The 15811-nt window shown below is 39.4% G+C and carries 16 protein-coding genes; 4 read left to right on the top strand and 12 right to left on the bottom strand.

Annotated elements, in window-relative coordinates; genetic code table 11:
- Positions 1–87: 87 nt before the first annotated feature.
- Complete coding sequence (locus tag AABS66_RS05625) at positions 88–1287, bottom strand: sugar transporter (protein ID WP_206086159.1); 1200 nt, start codon at positions 1285–1287, stop codon at positions 88–90.
- A 382-nt stretch (positions 1288–1669) separates the two neighbouring features.
- Between AABS66_RS05625 and AABS66_RS05620 the strand changes: the two genes are divergently transcribed.
- The gene (locus AABS66_RS05620) at positions 1670–1891 is read left to right on the top strand and encodes a DUF2594 family protein (RefSeq protein WP_206086160.1); all 222 of its coding nucleotides are present in this window, start codon (positions 1670–1672) and stop codon (positions 1889–1891) included.
- 147 nt (positions 1892–2038) lie between these two features.
- Here AABS66_RS05620 and AABS66_RS05615 read toward each other — a convergent pair whose 3' ends face one another.
- The 7 genes from AABS66_RS05615 to AABS66_RS05585 all read right to left on the bottom strand — a co-directional run bounded on the left by AABS66_RS05615 (position 2039) and on the right by AABS66_RS05585 (position 8685).
- Complete coding sequence (locus AABS66_RS05615; RefSeq protein ID WP_430224682.1) at positions 2039–2344, bottom strand: hypothetical protein; 306 nt, start codon at positions 2342–2344, stop codon at positions 2039–2041.
- A 169-nt stretch (positions 2345–2513) separates the two neighbouring features.
- On the bottom strand, positions 2514–2822 hold the full coding sequence (locus AABS66_RS05610; RefSeq protein WP_206086162.1) for a DUF7677 family protein: 309 nt from the start codon (positions 2820–2822) through the stop codon (positions 2514–2516).
- Between the two features lie 221 nt (positions 2823–3043).
- Positions 3044–3925: a protease HtpX gene (htpX, locus tag AABS66_RS05605; protein WP_206086163.1), complete on the bottom strand. Its 882-nt coding sequence runs from the start codon at positions 3923–3925 to the stop codon at positions 3044–3046.
- A gap of 420 nt (positions 3926–4345) precedes the next feature.
- Positions 4346–5095 (bottom strand): cell envelope biogenesis protein TolA, encoded by a 750-nt coding sequence (locus AABS66_RS05600; RefSeq protein WP_430224681.1) that lies wholly within the window; start codon positions 5093–5095, stop codon positions 4346–4348.
- Positions 5096–5340: 245 nt separating this feature from the next.
- Entirely contained in the window at positions 5341–7383 is a 2043-nt protein-coding gene (prc, locus tag AABS66_RS05595; protein WP_272539384.1) for a carboxy terminal-processing peptidase, read from the bottom strand.
- A gap of 19 nt (positions 7384–7402) precedes the next feature.
- Positions 7403–8092 carry an RNA chaperone ProQ gene (gene proQ, locus AABS66_RS05590; RefSeq protein ID WP_206086166.1) on the bottom strand — a complete coding sequence of 230 codons (690 nt, stop codon included), beginning with the start codon at positions 8090–8092 and terminating at the stop codon, positions 7403–7405.
- 110 nt (positions 8093–8202) lie between these two features.
- Entirely contained in the window at positions 8203–8685 is a 483-nt protein-coding gene (locus AABS66_RS05585; RefSeq protein WP_206086167.1) for a GAF domain-containing protein, read from the bottom strand.
- Positions 8686–8818: 133 nt separating this feature from the next.
- On the opposite strand from AABS66_RS05585, the gene yebS reads away from it, so the two are divergent.
- The 3 genes from yebS to AABS66_RS05570 all read left to right on the top strand — a co-directional run bounded on the left by yebS (position 8819) and on the right by AABS66_RS05570 (position 12740).
- Positions 8819–10045 (top strand): membrane integrity lipid transport subunit YebS, encoded by a 1227-nt coding sequence (yebS, locus tag AABS66_RS05580; RefSeq protein ID WP_430224680.1) that lies wholly within the window; start codon positions 8819–8821, stop codon positions 10043–10045.
- On the top strand, positions 10020–12359 hold the full coding sequence (locus AABS66_RS05575) for a PqiB family protein (protein WP_206086169.1): 2340 nt from the start codon (positions 10020–10022) through the stop codon (positions 12357–12359). Before yebS ends, AABS66_RS05575 begins: the two co-directional genes overlap by 26 nt.
- Positions 12360–12506: 147 nt before the next feature.
- Positions 12507–12740, top strand: a complete 234-nt coding sequence (locus AABS66_RS05570; protein WP_206086170.1) for a DUF1480 family protein — start codon at positions 12507–12509, stop codon at positions 12738–12740.
- Between the two features lie 423 nt (positions 12741–13163).
- Here the strand turns inward: AABS66_RS05570 and AABS66_RS05565 are convergent, their stop codons facing one another.
- From AABS66_RS05565 to ftnA, 4 genes are all read right to left on the bottom strand, one after another.
- Entirely contained in the window at positions 13164–13511 is a 348-nt protein-coding gene (locus AABS66_RS05565; protein ID WP_206086171.1) for a DUF2511 domain-containing protein, read from the bottom strand.
- Between the two features lie 65 nt (positions 13512–13576).
- A complete protein-coding gene (gene copD, locus AABS66_RS05560) occupies positions 13577–14473 on the bottom strand; it encodes a copper homeostasis membrane protein CopD (RefSeq protein WP_206086172.1) in 897 nt (298 codons plus the stop codon).
- 1 nt (position 14474) lies between these two features.
- Positions 14475–14861, bottom strand: a complete 387-nt coding sequence (copC, locus tag AABS66_RS05555) for a copper homeostasis periplasmic binding protein CopC (protein ID WP_206086173.1) — start codon at positions 14859–14861, stop codon at positions 14475–14477.
- Positions 14862–15095: 234 nt separating this feature from the next.
- On the bottom strand, positions 15096–15599 hold the full coding sequence (ftnA, locus tag AABS66_RS05550) for a non-heme ferritin (RefSeq protein WP_206086174.1): 504 nt from the start codon (positions 15597–15599) through the stop codon (positions 15096–15098).
- Positions 15600–15811: the final 212 nt, after the last annotated feature.

Here is a 15811-nt window from a genome sequence, read left to right as displayed (position 1 = left end):
AAAATAAATTATAGCGATAAACCAGAAAAAGCCCTGTATCCAATAAAGGTAATACAGAGCTTATTTAACTGTCTATTGTTGAGAGTGTTAATGTTGTTCAGCAGGTGCCAGCTTATCCGTTAATGTTTGGCTATAACGTTTAAACAAATAGAGGCACCAAATAAGCGACATGACACCAATTATAGCCCCCACATAACCAATTTGAGTCATCCCCATATGTACAATCACTTGATTACCCAGTAACGCCCCACCACCGATACCGATGTTAAAAATTCCAGAGAAGATAGCCATCGCTAAGTCTGTTGCATCTGGTGCTAAATCAATCACTTTAACCTGCATACCTAAGCTAATACACATCATCGCAATTCCCCAGAACACGGACAATATAATGAGTGACCAGACATTGCCTCCCATAGGCAACAGCAACAACAGACATAGCGTCATTAAGGCTATTGCTGAAGGTAAGAATATTAATGAAAGTTTTGTGCTATAACGGCTAAAGATGACGCTACCAATAATACCCGCAGCACCAAAAATCAGCAGCAAGACAGTGGCAAAATTTTGGCTCTGATGGGCTACATCGCGAACAAATGGCTCAATATAACTGTAAGCAGCGAAGTGTGCAGTCACCACTAATACCGTGAGCGCGAACATTCCGACTAATGCAGGTCGCTTGAATAAAACTGGAAGGCTTTTCAAAGAACCTGAATGTTCACTTGGCAAGCGTGGTAAGAAACGAATAAGTGCAATCATCGTAAATAATGCCACGACCCCGATACACAAAAATGTCACTCGCCAGCCTAAAAACTGCCCGATAACACGGCCGATTGGTAAGCCTAAAACCGTCGCTAACGCAGTGCCTGTCGCTAATAAGCCTAATGCCTGCGCTTTTTTGCCCGCAGGAGCTACACGAATAGCTAAAGATGCCGTAATCGACCAAAACACAGCATGAGACAAAGCAACGCCAATGCGCCCCACGATCAAAACATCAAAGTTCCACGCAAAACCTGAAACAAGATGACTGATAATAAAAATAACAAACAAGAATCCCAGTAGCTTACGCCGTTCTATTTTACTGGTTAATAACATTAACGGTAATGACATGAGTGCCACTACCCATGCATAAATGGTGATCATCAGCCCTGTATGCGCCACCGTCATGCCAAAACTCGCTGCAATGTCACTTAATAATGCAACAGGGACAAACTCCGTTGTATTAAAAACAAATGCAGCAACCGCCAGCGCTAAAACACGGATCCAAGCGGTTCTTCTTGATACTTGTGTCATTATTTATCTTGCCTTCAGTTTTCCATAAGCTAATTACACAAATCGGTTACCGACTTATGATGATGGCACATGGGAAATATATGTTTAGAACTAAACTGAACGATTAAACGGTGTTTTATTGCTCAAAACTACCGTATTTTTGTGAATTGTATCACAACTATTTAGCTATTTTAAAGCTTGCTATCAGTATTGGTAATCAATTTAAAATACATATTCCTGCAATTAGCCCTTCTTAAAAACCTAACTAGGCAAAATCAAACAAACACATCATTATTTGAGTGTTTTATCTTCGATTACATACATCTTATTTATCTGAAAGCACATATTATTTTTTCTATGCTACAATCCATCAAATTACTTTTTATCTTAAAGGATCGACTTAATGAAAACGCATTTTCCTACCGAACCAGATGTCCATGCACTTGCAGATGAAGTGACATGCCTAAAAAATTTGGTTACACATATGCTTAAAGCAATTGGCCAAGCAGATGCAGGTAAGATTTTGATCAAAATGCAGCGCGAAGTTGCTCAAATGGAAGACGAAAAACAGGCTGAAACCTATACAAACATCTTAGAACAAATTAAAACAGGTTATCGCCAATAGATTATTTAGCGATAAATGCGATTTAAAGCATAAACGTATTCAAGAATGGATTAACTGCACAAATAACTAAGTTTTTGTTATCAAAATCATCTATCTTTATTGACGAATTAAACCATTCTTTATTCATTTAGCTCCCCCTTCAAAACCCTATGAAGGGGGCTTTTTTTCCTCAATTATTGCCCTGCTTGTGGTATATAAGTCATTACAATAATTAGCATATTCCTCTAATGTTGTATTCTCCGTTTGCTTACCCCAACTTTTTTGCTCTTCAAAAGCCCAAACTCGAAATACCTGTCCAAGGTTTGCACCAGACATCCCCACCTCTTTATATATCCGATGGTAAAACCCTTGATCTGCTTTATAAATTTCAAATTTAATGGGGACAAGCCGTGCAGGGTTAGATGCCGTTTGAAATGAATTACCAAAAAGTATTGTTTTAACCAGTATGTCCATGCTTAACTCCCATATGAAATTGAACATAGGTAAGATTACCCTATAACTAGAGTTAATATAGCTTATTATCAGGAATATATTGAAGACTCTTAGAAAATAAATGCCTATTTTTACGTAATTAAGAATAAATATCGAGTCAGTTTGGAGCGATGTTTTAGGCGTTTATATTCTAATTTGTTGGCATACAATGCAACTCAGTCTCCCAATCCTCATATGGCGGGTCAATAACATATGAATGGTCTACATACCAACGAATATAGTCTGTCGCACGCTTTTGCGCATGTTTGAAATTAATTACATCACCCTTTTCATCAAGCTCCAATGTATTGATTAAAATAGCATACACTTGTTCAACTAAACTCGGTTCATCTACACACAATTCAACATAATCAACACCATTTAACATATAGTGGCTACCACTAGTCATAAAATAGGCGAACGTTCTCAAGGCGCCACTGACACTGTGTGAAAGTTTCATAACTGTCCCTATGAATATTATATAAAAAAGCCACTTCATTTGAAGTGGCTTCAAACTGCTGACAAACCGATTAGATTTGGCTGCAGGTTGGATTGGTTTTGAAAATAAACGAGAAAAATCAATTCATTAATTTTTGGCTGATAACACAAAGCAGGAAAACCACGCTTTTATCCTGCTTTGTCAACAACCTCAAGCCACTTCATTTGAAGTGGCTTTCCATACTATTTTAAATATTCGCCTGAGCGAAGTGCTTCAATTCGTTTATCTAACGGAGGGTGAGACAGGAATAATTCACTGAATGCTTTACCACGACCATTAATACAAAATGCCATCAAACGCCCTTCTTCTTGCGGCTCATAACTGGTTTTCAGTCTTTGCAGTGCCGCAATCATTTTTTCACGTCCCACTAATTTTGCAGAGCCAGCATCAGCGTGGAATTCGCGATAACGAGAGAACCACATGGTGATAATGCTTGCTAAAATACCGAATACAATTTCCAGTACCATAGAAACCGCAAAATAGACCATTGGATTACCGTTGCTACTTTCACTTTCGTTATCATTGTTTGACATAAAACCTGCAGCTAATTGAGCAATGATACGGGATATAAAAATAACGAAAGTATTCACAACACCTTGTAACAAGGTCATTGTCACCATATCACCATTGGCGATATGACTGATTTCATGGGCAATAACCGCTTCCGCTTCGTCGCGACTCATGTTTTCAAGTAGCCCTGTGCTCACTGCAACCAATGAAGCATCACGACGTGCCCCTGTTGCAAAAGCATTGATATCTGGCGCATGGTAAATAGCCACTTGTGGCATTTGAATCCCCACTTGCTGGGCTTGGCGCTGAACCGTTGTCATTAACCACTGTTCAGTTTGGTTACGTGGGTTTTCAATAACTTCACCACCTACCGATTTCAGAGCCATCCACTTAGACATCAGCAATGAAATAAAAGCGCCACCAAAACCAAATAAGCCCGCCATAATCAACAAGCCTTGAACGCTACTTCCGCGAATGCCTGTTAAACTCAATATTATTCCAAACACAAACATAACCGCTAAGTTTGTGAGCAAGAATAAAGCAATTCTCATCATTTTTTGTATTCCTTGGTAAAAACTAAGATCACGTAGAATTTACTTTATAAATAAGGTTTTTTCACACTATTTCAAGTCAATTAACACGAAAACAGTAAAAAATAACATAACTTTACACAGCGAGACTAAAAAAAGGGCAAGCGCTCTACCTACCTCTCTGTTTATTAAGAGTTCAAATTTTAACTATTTGTTTTAAAAGGGTCAATTCATAGCCATTTCAATTTAAACTTATTTTTAGTTGAATCGAGGAAGCTAATTTTTGAGGGATATGAATCTTAATAATGTATTTATCGGCTCTTTTGATGAATTTCTTAGCCTGATAAACAATAGTTAAGGTTTCGCTTACGAAAAAATAATGCCACGCAGCGTGGCATTATTATCACAATATAATGATAGGTTAACAGCAAAAAAACTCGTGCCTTAATTCGCTTTCTCTTTAGCAACTTTTGCCGCTTTTTCTTTTGCTGCTTTAGCGGATTCTTTATCCGCGGCTTTGGTTGCTTTTTCTTTAGCAGCCTTAGCAGGCTCTTTATCAGTAGCCTTAGTCGCTTTTTCTTTTACTACTTTTGATTTTTCTTTATCCGCAGCTTTACTTGCTTTTTCTTTTGTTTCTTTTACTGCATCTTTTTTATCTGTCGCTTTTGACGCTTTTTCTTTTGTCTCTTTCACTACGTCTTTATCGGCTACTTTTGATGCTTTTTCTTTCACCACTTTTGCAGGCTCTTTATCAACCGCCTTGGAGGCTTTTTCTTTTGTTTCCTTCACCACCTCTTTGTCAGCCGTTTTTGAGGCTTTCTCTTTCACCGTTTTCGCTACATCAGTGGCTTTATCCGAAGCTTTTGTTGCTTTTTCACTGGCTGTTTTGCTTGTTTTATCCCCTGTTGATTTGATTGAATCAGACACAGAAGGTTTGCTGGATTGTTTTGCGACTCCTGCTCCAATTACACCACCAGCAATACCCGCCTTGCTGTTAATGTCGTTTTTTAATTCAATGGTACACACTTGCTCTGAGCGACTTGTTGAACCATCATTACAAATAAACTTACCATCTTCGCAGCGATCTATCCCGCCTTTACTGCCCGAGCAAGGGTAATTTCTTGCATTCGCGGTATTGACCACAGAAACCATCATGACACTAACAGCCATTAATCCTAAAAGTAATTTACGCATGGTATTGCCTCATATTTAAAAGAGCTACAACAAAAGTTTAGGATAAATTAAGCAAAGGTAAAGAATTCTATCGTTAGAGCATTAAGTTAACTTCAAAAATATTTTCGTTGTGACGTAAAATGAATAATGATAAGTCTGAGATTATCAATTTTAGTATAAAAAAAGCCAGCTTACGCTGGCTTCAGACTGCTGACAAACCGATTAGGTTTGACTGCAGGTTGGATAGGTTTTGAATGTATTTCGAACTACTGATTACCTGATAGCATTTTGGTGTTTTGTTTTGACAAATCAACCGCCATCTTCACTGTTTCGTCCAAGTATGGGTCTGGCGCTTCGTAATCTTTTGGTAGGTCTTCCAATTTCTTCAGTAATGGCTTACCTTCTTTCGTATTACGCTCATTTATTCGTTTTAGTTTCGTCGCCTCAATTTCATCATCTTCTTTCTTACGCTCTGCATAATTCAATGAAATCAGATTCTTACTTTCTTTACTTACTTTATAGCGAGCGATATCTTCATCGATATAATTGAATTCACGATCCTGACTAATTCTATCGAGGTGCTTAGTTTTAATGGCTGATAAATCAGGTGAAATATCCCCTACTTTGCTATAGTTCGCAGCAGGAATGCTATCCCATGGCAGCGCATTATCTTCAAAGCTTTCCCCCGTTTCAGCAGGATCTTGCCCCGTTGGCATCACAACATCAGGGGTAACGCCCTCACGTTGCGTACTACCACCATTAACACGATAAAATTTTTGAATAGTATATTGAACAGAACCTAATGATGGCCATTCAGGTTTTAGCATTTGGTCATAAACACGGCTTAAGCTACGGTGTTGCTGAACAGTACCTTTACCAAAAGTTGGTTCGCCCACAATTAAAGCACGACCATAATCCTGCATCGCAGCTGCAAAAATTTCAGACGCTGATGCACTAAACCGATCAACTAAAACAACCAAAGGACCTTTATAATAGATGACATCATCGTCATCAACATCTTGGCGCACTTGGCCATTGTTATCGCGTACTTGAACAATTGGCCCTTTTGGAATAAATAAACCCGATAATGAAACCGCTTCGGTTAATGCTCCACCACCATTACCACGAAGGTCAATAATTAGTGCAGAAACATTATCTTTCGCCATGTTTTGCAGTTGGGTTTTTACATCATTGGTTAAGCCCACGTAAAAACCAGGAATATCCAGAACAGCAACTTTATCTTTACCTTGCTGTTTAATCGTCAGTTTTACTGCACGATCCTCCAGTCGGATCTGCTCCCTCACTATAGTAACGATATGTGGCTTCGCCCCTTTAGTATCAGAAACGACTTCCAAACGAACCTGACTTCCTTTTGGCCCTTTGATCAATGCAACAACATCATCAAGACGCCAACCAACAACATCGACAATCGGTTTACCTGTTTGACCAACGCCGATGATTTTATCACCAACTTTCAACTCTTTACTTTTAGCTGCAGGGCCGCCTGCAACCAGTGAGTTGATAACCGTGTTTTCGTCATCTTGCTGTAAAACGGCACCAATTCCTTCTAATGATAAGCTCATTTCAGAATTAAATTGCTCAGTATTACGAGGCGAAAGATAACTGGTGTGCGGATCGATTTCACGCGCAAATGAGTTCACTATCAATTGAAAAACATCTTCACTTTGCGCTTGAGTTAAACGGCGTAACGCAAAATTATAACGCTTAGTGAGTTTCTCTTTGATTTCTTTGTCATCTTTGCCTGAAAGCTTTAGGTTTAACCAATCATAACGTACTTTTTGATCCCAAAGACGGTCAAGCTCTTGCTTGTCTTTAGGCCAAGGTGATTTTGAACGGTCAACTTCAATCGAATCTGTCGCATTTAAATCAATTGGTTGTTCTAAACGTGCTAATGCATATTTAAAACGTTCGAAACGTCTTTCCTGAGACAGGTTATACAGGTCATAAAACGCATCTAATTTGCCATCTTCAAGCCATTGCCCCACTTTCCCTTTATCTTTGGCATATTGGTCAACATCGGATTGAAGTAAAACATTGTGACCGAAATCTAACATATTGAGATAACGGTCAAATATTTTCCCAGAAAACGCATTGTCTAAATCAAATTGGCGGTAATGTGAACGTGTAAACCGTGAGGTTACTCTTTCACTGACGGTGCCATGCTGTGCGCTCTGTTTTAAGACAGGTAACTGAGCAGCAGTGACAGGAGCCACTGCTTGTGTATTAGCAATTGCACTGCCGAAAGTCGCCAGACTAACGACAAGTGCAACTTTAAGAAGTTTGTTCATGACCTGATTGACCTCCGTATCAGAACTTTAAATGTTCCGCGCGTACAATCATTGCCAGTCCAGTAGGCAATTGAACTCTCACACCGTCTTTTGCAATTTCCAGAACAGAAGCGTCCATCAAGCTGCTACCAACTTTCACTTTCAAGGTTTGGCCTATTTTAAGTGCATTGATATCAGTGACTGACTTCAGGTTTTGTTCAGGAGCTGGATTGTTACGACGGGGTGTTTTTTCTGATGTATTTTGCGGACGTTCTTTATTGTCTGATGGGCGACGACGTGGTGCTTTGTCTTTAGTAGCTTCTGGATTACGTGCTGGTTTTTCACCCGCTTTTTTCGCTACAGGACGTTTTTGCGCTTTTTGTTCAGCACGTTGTGCTTGAACGCGTGCTTTCGCCTCAGTTAATTGTTGGCGAGCATGAGCGATGTGCTCTGCATCTAGCTCACCACAATCTTCGCCATTTAGGTCAACGCGCTTTGCGCCTTCTTTAACACCGTAAAGGTAGCGCCAGCTAGAAGTATACATGCGTAATGCTGAACGCAATTGCGTTTTGCTAATACCATCTTCTTCCGTCAAGCACCCTACGATATCTTGAAAAATTCCGACTTTTAACGGACGTGCTTCGCCTTCAGCGATAAAACAGCGTGGAAAACGCTCTGCTAAAAATGCGATAACTTCTTTACTACTATTCAACTTAGGTTGATTTTCCATGAAATTTCCTGATAACAACGATTTTGCCAACCTCACGGGCATGAACAAGCCGACATTATAATCGTGTTGCTGACAATTGCCACGTTACTATTAATTTTACAGCCCAATATTTAGTAATATTTTGGCATAGAACACATTGCCAGATGCTGACACAACTGGTTTACAAGGTGTTGTAACCCTTTTTCATCTTCTTGGTCGAATTGGCTAATATTTGGGCTATCAATATCTAAAACCCCGATATTTTGTCCATTTACTACCAGCGGAAAGACAATTTCAGCATTACTTGCCGCGTCACAAGCGATATGACCAGGAAAAGCATGAACATCTTCAACACGCTGAACTTGGTTTTCACTAAATGCCGTACCACAGACCCCTTTACCAAATGGAATTCGAACACATGCGACTTTTCCTTGGAATGGGCCTAAAACAAGCTCTTGCCCATTGCTCAAGTAAAAGCCAGCCCAGTTCACACCATCTAAACGTTCATATAATAACGCACTGGTATTTGCCAAGGTCGCAATTAAATCATATTCTCCCGCCAATAATGCAGAGAGATTATCTGAAAGTTCGAGATAATACTTCTTTTTATCCATAATTATTTCTAGTAATAATCAAGTAATTAAAATACACATATGCAAGAGTAATGCTAAGGTTACCAAGTTGTCACTTTGAGGTAAATTTTTTTACACTAGATTACATCTAGGCGAAACCCTAAAATGAGCAAATATGAATCACATTAATCATACTGACTTGATTTTGCAACGTTGTCGTCACTGCAATCAAAAAATTCATACGCCGCCATTTAGCCCGCGGCAGGTTATTATTTGCCCACGATGCGCCTCTCAACTCAATGACGGCCGTTCATGGTCATTAAAACGACTGTCTATCCTTGCCATCACGCTGCTAATGCTTGCACCCATTGCATTTTGGCAACCACTAATATCAATTCATCTATTGGGCAGCCAAATCAATGCCAATGTTATAGAAGGAATTCGCTTAATTAACCAGCAAGGTGACCCCATTACTGCCAGTATAGTGGCTTTTTGTGCAATTGCCGCTCCTTTGCTACTTCCCATTTTAGTTTTATCGTTACAGGTTGGTCGAAAAATCGGCTTAAACCTCAGGCCTATTTTATTGGTCTTGAGCCATATAAAAGAATGGGTCATGCTTGATGTTTACTTAATTGCACTGGGTATCGCTGCGATCAAAATGCAAGATTATGCTAGTGTATTTATCGGCCACGGGCTGATTGCCTTTATCACAATGTCTATTTTGAGCTTGCTGATCCTCATCCACATGAACCTTGACCTGCTATGGAAAAACGTTTATCCCATCGAAGAAAAAGACTCGCAAGCCGACGCAATGACCTGTACAGCCTGCCATTACACAGGCCCACCCAATAAACACGGTAGGTGCCAGCGCTGCCATTGTCCGGTGCAATATCGAGATCCTCATAGCTTACAAAAAACGTGGGCCGCACTGATTGCTGCCATGGTGTTATTGTTTCCTGCTAACCTAATGCCGATTTCCATTTTTTATTTAAATGGTCAACGACTCGAGGATACCATTTACTCAGGTGTCGTTTCGCTAATCGATTCGGGTAACTGGCCAATTGCAATTATTGTTTTCATTGCCAGTATCTTAGTCCCGTTTATTAAAATTATTATTATGATTTTGTTGCTATTTTCGATTCATTTTAATAGCAAAACTGACCCTGTCTTACGCATGAAGCTCCTGAAGTTTGTTTCATGGATTGGCCGTTGGTCAATGTTAGATTTATTTGTCATCGCACTGATGATGACGCTCGTTAACCGAGAACAATTAATGTCCTTTACTATGGGGCCTGCCGCTCTCTATTTTGGCACCGCCGTGATTCTAACGATTTTAGCCGTTGAATGGTTAGACAGCCGTTTAATTTGGGATTCTTATGGAAAAACAAAACCCGCAAAATGAGCCTTCTGATGATGTTGCAGAAGCGATACAACGCCGACGTGTGCATATTTCGCCTTTTTGGCTGCTCCCCTTAGTCGCCATCTTTATCGCTGGATGGTTATTATTTCAACAGTGGGTTGAGCGCGGCACAGATATTACCATTGAATTCACCTCGGCTCCTGGTGTCGTCGCGAATCGTACCCCTATTCGTTACCAAGGTGTTGAAGTGGGTTTAGTGCAATCTGTGGCAATTAGCAAAGATATGAAAAACATCATTGTCACGGCCAGTATAAACAAAGATATGCGCTCAGCCTTGAATTCAGGTACTAAATTTTGGCTAGTCACCCCAAAAGCGTCCCTTGCAGGTGTCTCAGGGCTCGATGCCCTTGTTGGTGGGAACTATATTGGTATGCTACCAAGTACGGGATCTGAGCAATTTTCTTTTGTCGCACAAGACACGCCCCCTCAGCAAAATATTGACCAAGGCGAGCTGCTCATCCACCTTTCAGCTCCCGATTTAGGTTCATTAAATGAAAACTCGCCTATTTATTACCGCAAAGTGCCTGTTGGTCATATTTCAGATTATACCGTTTTGCCAGATAACCAAGGTGTATCCATCTCCGCTATCGTGCAAAAACGCTATGCCAATTTAGTGCGCAAAGACAGTCAATTTTGGAATGTTTCAGGCTTGCAAGGCCATTTTGACCTAAAGTCTGGCGCAAGTGTCAAAATGGAAAGTCTTTCTGCAGTCATTAATGGTGCCATTGCATTTGACTCTCCAGAAGGCAGTCCACAAGCTGAAGAAGGTCAATCGTTTGTCTTACAAAGTAATGCTGAGGTGGCAAATGCAGCGAAGCAAAACGCAAAATCACCACTGAATTTAACCTTATGGGCTCATGACACTTTTGGCGTCAATCAAGGGCAGCCCGTTGTTTACCGAGGTATTCAAATTGGTGAAGTGTTACAACGTCACTTAAGTGCTGATAAAGTTGACTTTAATATTGCAATTTATGATGAATATCGCCACCTAGTAAGAGCAGACAGTAAGTTTGTCGCCAATAGCCGTGTTGATGTTCAATTGGGGCTAAATGGATTGCAATTTCAAGGCGCTACGCCGCAAGAATGGCTCGAAGGCGGGCTTCATTTAATTGTCGGAAACAGCCAAGAAAAACTCCCTGATACTTTCCCTCTCTATCGCAGTGACGAAAATGCCAAAGCGGGTATTCTGGGAGTTTCACCACCCACAACTATTACACTTAACGCGACCACTTTACCCGATATCCAAACAGGCTCAGTTGTGCTTTACCGTCAATTTGCTGTTGGGAAAATTATTGCCATTAAACCAACAAAGTTAGGGTTTGCCATCGATGTCAATATTTCCAGTGAATACCGCCATCTACTTACCGAGAACAGTATCTTTTGGGCTGAAGGTGGTGCGAAAGTCGAACTTAACAGCAATGGATTAACCGTCCAAGCAGCGCCTCTCAGCCGTGCAATTAGCGGAGCAATTAGCTTTGATAACGTTGATAGCTCCACCGTAAATAAAGCCCGTCAACATACATTATATCCCAATGAGACCTCCGCAAAAGCCATTGGTAGCGTTGTCACATTAACGACTTTTGACGCATCTAAACTTTCTGAAGGGATGCCAATTCGCTATTTAGGGATTAATATCGGCCAGATTGAGTCCTTAAAACTCTCTGCAGATAAACGCGAAGTTCAAGCAAAGGCAATCCTCTACCCTGATTACGTGAGTACATTTACCAAATTAGGTAGCCGCTTTGCTGTTGTCACACCAGAACTGTCACCTGCTGGCTTAAATAATTTAGACAGTTTACTTCAACCTTATATTAGTGCAGAGCCAGGCCGAAGTAATAAAAATCGTTACCAATTTGAATTACAAGCCGCCAATATTACTGATTCACGCTATCTTGATGGCTTAACCGTCTATCTTGATGCCACTGATGTAGGCTCAGTCCAAGTGGGTACGCCAATTCTCTTTAGGGGCTTAGAAGTCGGCGTTGTGACGGGATTATATTTGGGAGAGCTTTCCGACCGCGTTTATGTGGCGACTCGTATTGGTAAAGAATACCAATATTTGGTTCGTGACAATACCCAATTTTGGCTATCTTCTGGCTTCAATCTTTCCTTTGGTTTAACGGGAGGTGTCGTCAAAAGTGGAACATTTAAACAATTTGTTCGAGGAGGCATTGTGTTTGCAACCCCACCAACAGTGCCACTCTCCCCTAACGCTAAGCCTGAACAGCACTTCATTCTAAAATTAGAGCCACCAAGCGATTATTTGGAATGGGGAACCTCCATTCCAAAAAAATAACGACTACAAAGGTGCTTGTTACCCCAACAATGCACCTTTTCCTTTTTAAGGATTAAAAAAATATTTTGGAAATAGATTCCATTTATACTATGCTTAATCTCGTTGGGCTGAATTTATACAGCTAAAATCAATCAGTGAGGTGTGATTATGTGTATAGTTAAATTGAAAATATCTTCCTATGAAATCAATGATGCCGTTATGGAGACCCATAAAAGCGATACAGTGAGTATCCCTTGTGATTCTGATACGGATTTTTGTATGCAATTAGACGGTTGGGATGAACACACGAGTATTCCAGCAACGATTGATGAAAAACCCGTGCTGTTATATCGCCACCGTTATGACAAAGAAAATCATCATTGGGTTATGAAGGTTGCTTAGTCGCTTATTGGGCAATAAGGCGATTAATCCAAAGATGATTGGCTTATTATTGATGGGTCAATATGTGGGAAAGCAAACCAATAGGCAAAAAAAGAGGCCTGGTAGATTCCGATTACCGGGCCTTGGGAAATGGCTCTGGCAGAGCCGTGCGCTAAAATTGCCATTGAGACGTAACAAAGTACACCTTAATACTAGCTTTCAATGTACGTTCTTACCACATTAATTATCAATTAATTTACATATTATTAACACAATTTATTGTTTAATATTCTAATATTGAACAATTTGTTTAATAGGTTATGCCTATGTAATTAATCAATAAAACCTTTCAATCAATTACTTCATTGATATATAAGATAAATTTCAACAAGCAACTATTTTAGCTTCCCACTCTTTTCAATGATAAAAACAACTTAAATATACCTACTTACTACCACACAATTTCGCAGCAGCTTCCTTTAACGGTAAAACACGTTCTTCAACACTTTTTGTAGTCTCAATCGGCTTGAGCAATACATCGATTGGTTGACCTTTAATTTCTTTATTATTCATTTGTGTTGCAGCGATATCATTTAATGGATATTGCATTAATGTGGCTGGATTGATCACCACCAGCGCACCATTAGTGCGACATTCCAACATCACCTCTTCACGTGTAAAGGGCCAATCATCACCAAATTGTTTTTTACTAACTGATGTTAAGGGAGCAGCAACAGCAGTACTAATTGTTCCACCAACTAATAAGAAGCAAATAATGAGTTTAGATTTCATTGAGATGACCTTGTTAAACGAGTGCGATAATAATTCGCTATTATCAAATAAATAAAATGGTTTTGCTACACGGGTTGATACGTGGCAAAAATGGCTACTGCTAAAATCGCCATTGTCCCTAACAATAATTCGACCCAGCTATTAATGATCAAATAATTAACTTGCCCTTTTTGCTTGATCCTTGGCACGATGTAATAACGGTTAATAGATGCAAGCATTATCATTCCCACGACCAATATAATCTTAAACCAAAGTAGTGATTGGTATTCAGAGCCTGAATACTCCATTGGCCATTGCGGCAAAATGCTTATCGCACTTATGACGCCAGTGATAACCACTAAAACAACCGCAACGTGCCCATAACAGGAGAATCGCTTCATTGTCTTAATAATTTGCGCATCCATTCCAGCCACAAGTTCACGTTTATTCCGCAAAAATTGAATACAGATTAAAAATGGCCATAAGCCACCAAACCAATAGGCTGAACTAATAAGATGAATAAATTGATTAAAGCGATGAAGCCCGCCAACGATACCATCTTGCATCGCGGCATGCCCAACGAAGGCATGTAAGCCAAGAGTAAGAATAGAAAGAAGTAAAACAAGGTGTAATCGTAACTTAATAGACTTAATAAATAAAACTACCAACAAAATTACAGATAATAATAATTCCCAGCGCCAAATTTGACCGAATGATGTCCCCAGCACGCCCTGCCAGATATCCCAATCTGTTGCATCCTCCCAGCCATCCCCCATTAACCCCGCTTGTGCTAACATCCAGCCCCAAATGGTTACAACAGTAACGACCGCACAAAAGTTGATCCCTTTATTCAAATAACGGCTAATGAGATAACTAAATTGCCCACAACTCAGCAACGCTGCAAATATTGACATTCCACACATCAATATTGCAGCAATAAAATGAATAAAACGGATTAAGGTATAAAACGCGTCCAGTGACATATTATTTCACTGTAAAACTATAAGTCCCTTTGGTTTTGTGGCCATCAACTGAAACAACACTCCAGTTAACATCGTATTTCCCTGAAGTCAGTTTGCCTTCAACAGGCACGATGACTTTGGTGTCATTACTTGGGTCTAATGTCGCTTTTCCTGTTTTAATGATATTTTTTTCAGGTCCGATGATAGACACTTTCGTAAAGTTAGCTTCAATACCTTCAGAGAAATTTAACGTGATTGATTCAGGCGTTTGCTCAATTGCGGCACCTTCTGCTGGAAGTTGGTCTTTTAAATGTGCGTGGGCAAAAGCTTGTTGGAAAGACATCCCTAAAAATAAGACAGCGATTGCACTTAATTTGCGCCATGAAGATTTAATATGGGTAATTGGCATAGTAACCTCTTAATTTGCAGGTAAATTTAGAATAATTGCCAATCATTATACGGAAAAAAACAGTTTGTGCCGCTTAAAAACGGGATTTAAGCGTCCATCCTGTGAGTATTCACACAAAATGAAAAGAAAAAGGCTTATGAACATTGAAATTAATCACTTTTATCCATAAGCCTACTAAGGTCTTTATACATCAGATAGATTAAATTTTAGCCATAACCTATTTGTAACACAAAATTAGATATGTGTAGCTGCTGACATATTTTTCAAATCTTTATCCAATAAGAATAGTGCTTTACCAGACTCACCCACCATATCCAGTTTATCCAGCACCGATTTAAATAATTTCTCTTCTTCGTGCTGTTCTGCGACATACCATTGCAGGAAGTTAAATGTTGAATAATCTTGTGTAGTCATTGCTAGGTGCGCTAACTTATTAATTTCACGAGTAATTAATTGTTCGTGTTCATAAGTTTGATTGAACACATCAGAAATAGATTTAAAATCAACAGGTGGTGCCGCAATTTGACCTAATAATGGCAGTGCGCCAGTATCGCTAAGGTAATCAAACAAACGCTGCATATGTTCCATTTCTTCTTGAGAATGTGCCTTTAAAAAAGCAGCTGCGCCTTCGTAGCCTTTATCACTACACCAAGCGCTCATTTGCAAATAAAGATTTGCAGAGTAAAACTCAAGGTTTAATTGTTCGTTTAATTTTTTGACCATATCAGTAGTTAACATATTTTTACCTTAATGTTTAAATATTCCTGAGGCTATTATGCACAGTATTACAATAATTAAAACCCTAAAACATTCTGAAAACAAAAAAATCCAATTTACTGATTATTAATAACTTTTGCTAAAAACAATAATAATCAATCTCATTATCTTTCCCTGTTTTTAAAGTCATTACTTAAATATAAAACTATATTAGTTTGATTATATTTTCACGT

The sequence above is a fragment of the Providencia sp. SP181 genome (genome assembly GCF_050446505.1).
Lineage (GTDB): Bacteria > Pseudomonadota > Gammaproteobacteria > Enterobacterales > Enterobacteriaceae > Providencia > Providencia vermicola.
Note: the sequence above shows the minus strand (reverse complement) of the source record. Positions and strands in the feature narration are given on the sequence as shown.

Bases quoted from the DNA above. Each gene is read 5' to 3' on its own strand.
- AABS66_RS05620 (WP_206086160.1), top strand. From the start codon at position 1,670: ATGAAAACGCATTTTCCTACCGAACCAGATGTCCATGCACTTGCAGAT.
- proQ (WP_206086166.1), bottom strand. From the start codon at position 8,092: ATGGAAAATCAACCTAAGTTGAATAGTAGTAAAGAAGTTATCGCATTT.
- AABS66_RS05610 (WP_206086162.1), bottom strand. From the start codon at position 2,822: ATGAAACTTTCACACAGTGTCAGTGGCGCCTTGAGAACGTTCGCCTAT.
- prc (WP_272539384.1), bottom strand. From the start codon at position 7,383: ATGAACAAACTTCTTAAAGTTGCACTTGTCGTTAGTCTGGCGACTTTC.
- ftnA (WP_206086174.1), bottom strand. From the start codon at position 15,599: ATGTTAACTACTGATATGGTCAAAAAATTAAACGAACAATTAAACCTT.
- AABS66_RS05600 (WP_430224681.1), bottom strand. From the start codon at position 5,095: ATGCGTAAATTACTTTTAGGATTAATGGCTGTTAGTGTCATGATGGTT.
- AABS66_RS05575 (WP_206086169.1), top strand. From the start codon at position 10,020: ATGGAAAAACAAAACCCGCAAAATGAGCCTTCTGATGATGTTGCAGAA.
- AABS66_RS05570 (WP_206086170.1), top strand. From the start codon at position 12,507: ATGTGTATAGTTAAATTGAAAATATCTTCCTATGAAATCAATGATGCC.
- AABS66_RS05585 (WP_206086167.1), bottom strand. From the start codon at position 8,685: ATGGATAAAAAGAAGTATTATCTCGAACTTTCAGATAATCTCTCTGCA.
- htpX (WP_206086163.1), bottom strand. From the start codon at position 3,925: ATGATGAGAATTGCTTTATTCTTGCTCACAAACTTAGCGGTTATGTTT.
- AABS66_RS05625 (WP_206086159.1), bottom strand. From the start codon at position 1,287: ATGACACAAGTATCAAGAAGAACCGCTTGGATCCGTGTTTTAGCGCTG.
- copC (WP_206086173.1), bottom strand. From the start codon at position 14,861: ATGCCAATTACCCATATTAAATCTTCATGGCGCAAATTAAGTGCAATC.
- yebS (WP_430224680.1), top strand. From the start codon at position 8,819: ATGAATCACATTAATCATACTGACTTGATTTTGCAACGTTGTCGTCAC.
- AABS66_RS05615 (WP_430224682.1), bottom strand. From the start codon at position 2,344: ATGGACATACTGGTTAAAACAATACTTTTTGGTAATTCATTTCAAACG.
- AABS66_RS05565 (WP_206086171.1), bottom strand. From the start codon at position 13,511: ATGAAATCTAAACTCATTATTTGCTTCTTATTAGTTGGTGGAACAATT.
- copD (WP_206086172.1), bottom strand. From the start codon at position 14,473: ATGTCACTGGACGCGTTTTATACCTTAATCCGTTTTATTCATTTTATT.